The sequence below is a fragment of the Intestinimonas sp. RTP31139st1_F5_RTP31139_211217 genome, from assembly GCF_040226735.1.
Taxonomy (GTDB): Bacteria; Bacillota; Clostridia; order Oscillospirales; family Oscillospiraceae; genus Intestinimonas; species Intestinimonas butyriciproducens.
Genome location: NZ_JBCOAQ010000009.1, coordinates 85,989 through 93,384 on the forward strand (window position 1 = coordinate 85,989; position 7,396 = coordinate 93,384).

Here is a 7,396-nt window from a genome sequence, read left to right on the forward strand (position 1 = left end):
GTAGATACATGGTACAATTTATCTAGTTGAAGTTTCCCTTTTTCTTGAAGCGGACGAAACGTGAAACTTGATTTCTTTAAAATTTCATTTCAGGGGGCATTCTCATGGTCATTCAGGATATTCAGACAGGCCGCATCTCCCTTCCCCTCCGCCACCCCTTCAAGACCGCTCTACGCACGGTAGACGCCGTGGAGGACGTGGTGGTCCGGGTGATCGCCGACACCGGCGAGACGGGGTACGGCGAGGCGCCTCCCACCGCCGTTATCACCGGGGACACGCTAGGCTCCATCGAGTGCGCGGTCCGGGACTTCATCCGCCCCGCCCTTCTGGGGATGGAGATCGAAAATTTGGACGGCATTATGAAAAAACTTCACGGCTGCATCCTCAAAAACACCTCGGCCAAGGCGGCGGTGGATATGGCGGTATACGATCTCTACGGAAAGCGTCTGGGCGCGCCGGTCTATCAGCTTCTGGGCGGCGCCCGGAAGCGGGTGGAGACCGACCTCACCATCTCGGTCAACCCCATCGAGGAGATGGTGGCCGACGCGCTGGAGGCCGTGGGCCGGGGCTACCGCATCCTGAAGATCAAGGTGGGCAAGGAGGGCAGGGGCGACGTGGAGCGCATCGCCGCCATCCGCAGCGCCGTGGGCCCCGAGATTCTCCTCCGTGTGGACGCCAACCAGGGCTGGGACGCCCGGCAGTCGGTATCCATCATCTCCGCCATGGAGGACAAGGGACTGGACATCGAGCTGGTGGAGCAGCCGGTGAGGGCCCACGACATCGGGGGTATGAAGTACATCACCCGGCGGGTGCAGACCCCCATCCTGGCCGACGAGTCGGTCTTTTCCCCCGCCGACGCGGTGGAGATCATCCGCCAGCGCGCTGCGGACTTCATCAACATCAAGCTCATGAAGACCGGCGGCATCCACGAGGCGCTGAAGATCTGCGACGTGGCGGAGATCTACGGTGTGGAGTGCATGATCGGCTGTATGCTGGAGTCCCGCCTCTCCGTGGCGGCCGCCGCCCATCTGGCCGCCGGCCGGAGCGTCATCACCCGGGCCGACCTGGACGGCCCCTCCCTCTGCTCCGTGGACCCCTATGAGGGGGGCCCTGTCTTTGACGAGGCGGCCATCTCCATGACCGGCGACCCCGGGATCGGCGTGGGGAACCTCCCCTGCGCCGAGTGGCGCTGAGCCTTAACGGCCCTTTCCCGGAAAGCGGCATGCCGCTTTCCGCTCCCGGCGGCGCCGCCGGGGGCCTCTCTCCCGCGTGCAATGGGGCACGAAACCCCTGAAATATCGAAATGGAAAGAAGGAACACGCATGAAGAGAAGAAATCGCATCCTTGCCCTCTCGCTGACCCTGGCCATGGGCCTGGGCCTGCTCTCCGGCTGCGGCGGCGGCAGCGGCAACGCCACGCCCGCCCCCACCGGCGGCGGCGCGGCCTCCGAGAGCGCCGTCTACCGCAAGCTCTACGGCTCCGAGGTCTCCACCATGAACTACCTCACCACCAACACCATCCTGGAGCAGACGGTGGGCGCCAACGTCATCGACTGTCTGGTGGAGTACGACCAGTACGGCGCGCTCCAGCCCTCCCTGGCCGAGAGCTGGACCACCAATGACGACGCCACCGTCTATACCTTCAAGATCCGCCAGGGCGTGAAGTGGGTGGATTCCTCCGGCGCCGAGCAGGGGGAGCTCACCGCCAACGACTTCGTTACCGCCGCCGCCTACGTGCTGGACGCCGCTCACCAGAGCGGCACCGCCGCCTCCTATTTCGGCGTGGTGAAGAACGCGGAGGCCTATTTCAATTATACCTCCTACCTCATCACCAGCGAGAACGGCGCTAAGACCACCGACGCCGAGGGCAACGCCATCGAACCGGTGGACCCCATCACCTTTGAAGAGGTGGGCGTGAAGGCCCTGGACAACTATACTCTGGAGTACACGCTGGAACAGCCGGTGCCCTATTTCCTCTCGGGCCTGACCTACGTGTGCTTCATGCCCGTGTACGGCCCCTTCCTGGAGGAGAAGGGCGACAGCTTCGGCGCAGCCACCGGGCCGGACACCCTGCTCTACTGCGGGGCCTATATCCTCTCCGACTTCGCCCCCCAGCAGACCCACGTCTACACCAAAAACGCGTCCTACTGGGACAAGGACAAGGTGTACATCGACCAGATCGTGGAGACCTATAACTCCCAGTACAACACCGTGGGCCCCCAGATGGTCAAGACCGGTGAGATCGATCAGGCCGACATCGGCTCCGACATCCTGGACTCCTGGCTCCTGGACCCCAACACCGCCGACCTGGTGAGCAAGTACCGCGCCAAGGTGGACTACTCCTATTTCTACTGCTTCAACTTCAATCCCACCTTTGACGCCGAGTACGAGCCGGAGAACTGGCGTCTCGCCGTCAACAACGAAAACTTCCGCCAGTCCCTGATGGCGGGCCTGGACCGGGTGCGGGAGCTCTCCGTCCTGGACCCCAACGACCCCCAGAGCCTGGCCATCAACTCCGTCACCCCGCCGGGCTTCACCAATGCCGACGGCAAGGAGTACACCCAGTTCGGCGATCTGGCCGCCATCATGGCCCGGGACAGCTTTGACGAGACCAAGGCCCTGGAGTACCGTGACGCCGCCCGGGCCGAGTTGGAGGCCGCCGGCTGCACCTTCCCCGTGAAGGTCCTGGTGCGCTATAACCCCGCCACCGTGGACTGGGACAAGGAGTGCGCCGTGGTGGAGCAGCAGATGGAGGGCCTGCTGGGCAGCGACTACATCGACATCATCACCGTGGCCGGCCCCGAGTCCAACTTCCTCACCGAGGTCCGCCGCTCCGGCGACTACGCCTTCATGAAGTGCGGTTGGGGCGCCGACTACGCCGACCCCCAGACCTGGACCGACCCCTTCTACGGCGACTATAAATACGCCTTCCTGACCGAGGCTATGGAGGCCGGGGACCCCGTGGCCGACACTGTGGCCGAATACCGTGCCCTGGTGGAGGCCGCCATCGCCGAGACCTCCGACATGGCCCGTCGTTATGAGCTCTTCGCCGCCGCCGAGGCCTACCTCATCGACCACGCCCTGGCCATCCCCTTCTCCACCAGCCAGACCTCCTATCAGGTGGTGCGCCTGAACGTGTTCGAGACTCAGTACGCCCCCTTCGGCGTGTCGGGCCTGCGCTATAAGGGCCAGCACCTCCAGAGCGACTATGTGAGCATGGAGCAGTTCGAGGCCAATCTGGCCGCCTGGGAGGCCGCCCGCTGAGCCTTCCCCGCAGCTCCACCGCACCCTTCGGCGGCAACCTCCCGGCTGTCGGGGGGGGCGGCCGGCCGTTTCCAAGGGGCCCGGCGGACCGGACCTTTTGGAAACGGCCGGGAAGAAACAACAGGAAGGATCTTGCGTATGCTGAAGTATCTGGCCAAACGGATCGGTCGGTCCCTCATCACCCTGTTTTTCATCATCTCCCTGGTATTCTGCCTCATGCGGCAGATGCCGGTGGAGGGCTATTTCACCAACTATGATAAGCTCACCGCCGCCCAGGTCCAGGCCGGTATCGCCCAATTGGGCCTGGACAAGCCCCTGCCCGTCCAGCTCGCCCGGTTCTACCGGGACGCCCTGCGGGGCGACTTGGGGGTGTCCCACATCTACCGCACCAATGTGCCGGTGACCACCATTCTGGCTGAAAAGATCCCCGTCTCCCTGAAGCTGGGGATCGCCGCCATGCTGCTGGCCATGGCTGTGGGCATCCCCATGGGTATCCTCATGGCCCGGTCCAACCGTACCAGGCATAAGCTGGGCGACAAGCTGGGCACCGGCTTCATCGTCTTTATCCAGGCGGTGCCTGCGGCGGTGTACTACCTCTTTCTCCAGCTTCTGGGCAGCGACCTCTTCCACCTGCCCATGCTGGTCACCGGGTCTGCCACCTGGATGGCCTGGATCCTGCCCGTGGTCTCCCTTTCTCTCCCCAACATCGCCTACTACGGCATGTGGCTGCGGCGGTATATGGTGGATGAGACCACCAAGGACTATGTGCGCCTGGCCACCGCCAAGGGCGTGAAGAGCAGCACCATCATGCGCCGCCATATCTTCCGAAATGCCTTTGTTCCCATGGTGCAGTACATCCCCACCTCCTTCCTCAACACGGTGGTGGGCTCCATCTACATCGAGTCCCTCTACTCCATCCCAGGCATGGGCGGGCTGCTGGTGGACGTCATCAAGCGCCAGGACAACACCATGGTCCAGGGCATCGTCCTCCTCTACGCCACCGTGGGCATCATCGGCCTCATTCTGGGGGATCTTCTCATGACGGTGGCCGACCCCCGCATCAAGCTGAGCAAAAAGGAGGGCGCGCGCTGATGTCCAGCTATCGTTCCCACAAGGAAAAGACGCTCCTGGAGCAGGTGGAGCGGGCCCTCACCCCGGAGGAGGAGAGCGCCCTCTTCACTCCCGCCGGGTACGACTTCCGGGAGGCCGAGAAGGGCGGCTACTCCAACTACTCCTATTGGCAGAGCACCTTCCGGGCCTTCTTCAAAAACCGGGTGGCGGTCTTTCTCCTCCTGGTCATGGCCGCCCTGCTCCTCTTCACCGTGGTGCAGCCCTACCTGCCCGGCCAGCGGGACCCCAACCTCATCTATGACAACCCCCTCAACGGCCTGCCCCTGCGCAATCAGCAGCCCAACGGCGAGTTCTGGTTCGGCACCAACTCCATCGGCCAGGACCTGTGGGCCCGCATCTGGGCGGGCACCCGCACCAGCCTGTTCATCGGCTTTGTGGTGGCCGGGGTGGAGGCTCTCCTGGGCATTCTGGCGGGGATGCTGTGGGGCTATGTCCGCAGGGTGGAGTTTCTCTTCACCGAGCTCTACAACATCCTGGATAACCTCCCCCAGACCCTGGTGTTGGTCCTCTTTTCCCTCATTCTCAAGCCCAGTATCCAGACCATGGTGCTGGCCATGTGCATGACGGGCTGGATCCAGATGGCCCGCTTTGTCCGCAACCAGATCGTCATCCTCCGGGACAGGGACTACAATCTGGCCTCCCGTTGCCTGGGCACCTCCACCTGGCGCATCCTCTTCAAAAATCTGCTGCCCTATCTGGTCAGCGTCATCATGCTGCGGGTGGCTCTGGCCATCCCCGCCGCCATCGGCAACGAGGTCTTTATCACCTACATCGGCCTGGGCCTCCCCCTGGAAATCCCCTCCCTGGGCAACCTCCTCAACGAGGGCCGGCTCCTCATGACCGCGCCGCCCCTGCGGTATCAGCTCATCTTCCCCACCGTGGTGCTGGCCGTCATCACCATCTCCTTTTATATCATCGGCAACGCCTTCGCCGACGCCGCCGACCCCAAAAATCACGTGTAAGGAGGCCCGGACCTTGACAGAAACAGACATCATCCTGTCCGTCCAGGACCTGGACGTGAAGTTTGACCTCCGGGGCCGCACCCTCCACGCCATCCGCGGCGTGTCCCTGGACGTGTACCGGGGGGAATCCCTGGCCATCGTGGGGGAGTCCGGCTCGGGCAAGAGCGTGTTCACCAAGTCCTTCATGGGCCTGCTGGACCAGAACGGCTATATCGCCGGGGGGCACATCCTCTACGGCGGACAGGACCTGGCCGGATACGCCTCGGAAAAGCAGTGGCTCACCATCCGGGGCCGGGAGATCGCCATGGTCCTCCAGGACCCCATGACCTCCCTCAACCCCCTCAAGACCATCGGCAGACAGATTGAGGAGGCGGTGGTCCTCCACCAGGGCCTGAAGGGGGACGCCGCCCGGCGGGCGGTGCTGGCGACTCTCTCCGACGTGGGCATCGACGACCCGGAGCGCCGGTACGGCCAGTACCCTCACGAGTTCTCCGGCGGCATGCGCCAGCGGGTGGTCATCGCCATCGCTGTGGCCTGCCGCCCCAAGATCCTCATCTGTGACGAGCCCACCACCGCCCTGGACGTGACCATCCAGGCCCAGATCCTGGACCTGGTGAAGGCCCTCCAGAAGAAATACGACCTCACCACCATCTACATCACCCATGACCTGGGCGTGGTGGCCAACGTGGCCGACCGCATCGCCGTCATGTACGCCGGGGACATCGTGGAGCTGGGCCGCTGCGAAGAGGTGTTTTACGACCCCCGCCACCCCTACACCTGGGCCCTTCTGTCCTCCCTGCCCCAGCTGGGCGTGAAGGGGGAGCCCCTTTACTCCATCGCCGGTACGCCGCCCAACCTCTTCCACGAGGTAAAGGGGGACGCCTTTGCGCCCCGGAACCCCCAGGCCCTGAAGATCGACTTTGTGGCGCGCCCCCCCTATTTCGAGGTGAGCCCCACCCACAAGGCCCGGACATGGCTCCTGGACCCCAGGGCTCCCAAGGTGGAGCCGCCGGAACACATCCGCCAGCTGCGGGAACAGGGGGTGAAATTCCGTGCCCAGTGAGAACAGGGAAGTCCTTCTGGACGTCAAAAATCTGTGCGTGGACTTCGGCTCCAGGCGTCATCCCTTCCACGCCGTCAGCGACGTGTCCTTTCAGATCTTCCGGGGGGAGACCTTCGGTCTGGTGGGGGAGTCCGGCTCGGGCAAGACCACCATCGGCCGCTCCATCATCCGCATCCATCCCACGGCCTCCGGCGAGGTGTGGTTCCAGGGGAAGCGGATCAGCGGCAAGATCAGCCGGGAGCTGGACCGGGAGGTCACCCGGAAGATCCAGATGATCTTCCAGGACCCCATGGCCTCCCTCAACGAGCGGGCCAAGGTGGACTACATCGTCTCCGAGGGGCTTTATGCCCAGGGGGCCCGCCTGCCGGAGGAGGAGCGGAAGGCCAGGGTGGCCAAGGCCCTTTCGGACGTGGGCCTGCTCCCCGAGTTCGCCAGCCGCTTCCCCCACGAGTTTTCCGGCGGCCAGCGCCAGCGCATCGGCATCGCGCGGGCCCTCATTCTGGACCCCGACTTCATCGTGGCCGACGAACCCATCTCCGCTCTGGACGTGTCCATCCGTGCCCAGGTGCTCAACCTGATGTCCCAGCTCCAGAGGGAGCGGGGCCTCACCTATCTCTTCATCGCCCACGACCTGTCTGTGATGCGCTTCATCTGCGACCGCATCGCCGTCATCTACAAGGGCCGGCTCCAGGAGCTGGCCGGGGCGGAGCAGCTCTTCGCCCACCCCTTCCACCCCTATACCCGGGCCCTCCTCTCCGCCATCCCCCAGCCCAACCCCGTCTCGGAAAAGCAAAAAAAGCTGGTGGTCTACGACCCCTCCTGCCATGGCTACGACGATTCCAACCCTCCCCTGTGGGAGGAGCTGGAGCCCGGCCACTTTGTCCGGGGCAGCCGGCGGGAACTGGACGGCTACCGGGCTCAGCTCTGACCCCGGATCCCCGGCGGCGCCCCCGCGCGGCTCACGCCTCGCGGGGGGC

General features: G+C 64.4%; 6 protein-coding genes. All 6 read left to right on the forward strand.

Features of this window, described 5'->3' with window-relative positions:
- Positions 1-104: 104 nt before the first annotated feature.
- The 6 genes from ABUA09_RS08560 (at position 105) to ABUA09_RS08585 (ending at position 7,347) form a co-directional block, all read left to right on the forward strand.
- Entirely contained in the window at positions 105-1,193 is a 1,089-nt protein-coding gene (locus ABUA09_RS08560; protein ID WP_195614380.1) for a dipeptide epimerase, read from the forward strand.
- Between the two features lie 129 nt (positions 1,194-1,322).
- Positions 1,323-3,263, forward strand: coding sequence for a peptide ABC transporter substrate-binding protein (locus tag ABUA09_RS08565; RefSeq protein WP_349949306.1), 1,941 nt, complete (start codon positions 1,323-1,325; stop codon positions 3,261-3,263).
- Positions 3,264-3,401: 138 nt separating this feature from the next.
- Positions 3,402-4,355: an ABC transporter permease gene (locus tag ABUA09_RS08570; protein WP_075705163.1), complete on the forward strand. Its 954-nt coding sequence runs from the start codon at positions 3,402-3,404 to the stop codon at positions 4,353-4,355.
- Positions 4,355-5,356 carry an ABC transporter permease gene (locus tag ABUA09_RS08575; RefSeq protein WP_081960003.1) on the forward strand — a complete coding sequence of 334 codons (1,002 nt, stop codon included), beginning with the start codon at positions 4,355-4,357 and terminating at the stop codon, positions 5,354-5,356. Before ABUA09_RS08570 ends, ABUA09_RS08575 begins: the two co-directional genes overlap by 1 nt.
- A 13-nt stretch (positions 5,357-5,369) precedes the next feature.
- Positions 5,370-6,419: an ABC transporter ATP-binding protein gene (locus ABUA09_RS08580; protein ID WP_058116948.1), complete on the forward strand. Its 1,050-nt coding sequence runs from the start codon at positions 5,370-5,372 to the stop codon at positions 6,417-6,419.
- Positions 6,409-7,347, forward strand: a complete 939-nt coding sequence (locus ABUA09_RS08585) for an ATP-binding cassette domain-containing protein (RefSeq protein WP_058116947.1) — start codon at positions 6,409-6,411, stop codon at positions 7,345-7,347. The genes ABUA09_RS08580 and ABUA09_RS08585 overlap by 11 nt, the downstream gene beginning before the upstream one ends.
- Positions 7,348-7,396 lie beyond the last annotated feature (49 nt).

Excerpts from the sequence above, each read along its gene's own strand:
- ABUA09_RS08575 (WP_081960003.1), top strand. The coding sequence starts at position 4,355 with ATGTCCAGCTATCGTTCCCACAAGGAAAAGACGCTCCTGGAGCAGGTG.
- ABUA09_RS08565 (WP_349949306.1), top strand. The coding sequence starts at position 1,323 with ATGAAGAGAAGAAATCGCATCCTTGCCCTCTCGCTGACCCTGGCCATG.
- ABUA09_RS08560 (WP_195614380.1), top strand. The coding sequence starts at position 105 with ATGGTCATTCAGGATATTCAGACAGGCCGCATCTCCCTTCCCCTCCGC.
- ABUA09_RS08570 (WP_075705163.1), top strand. The coding sequence starts at position 3,402 with ATGCTGAAGTATCTGGCCAAACGGATCGGTCGGTCCCTCATCACCCTG.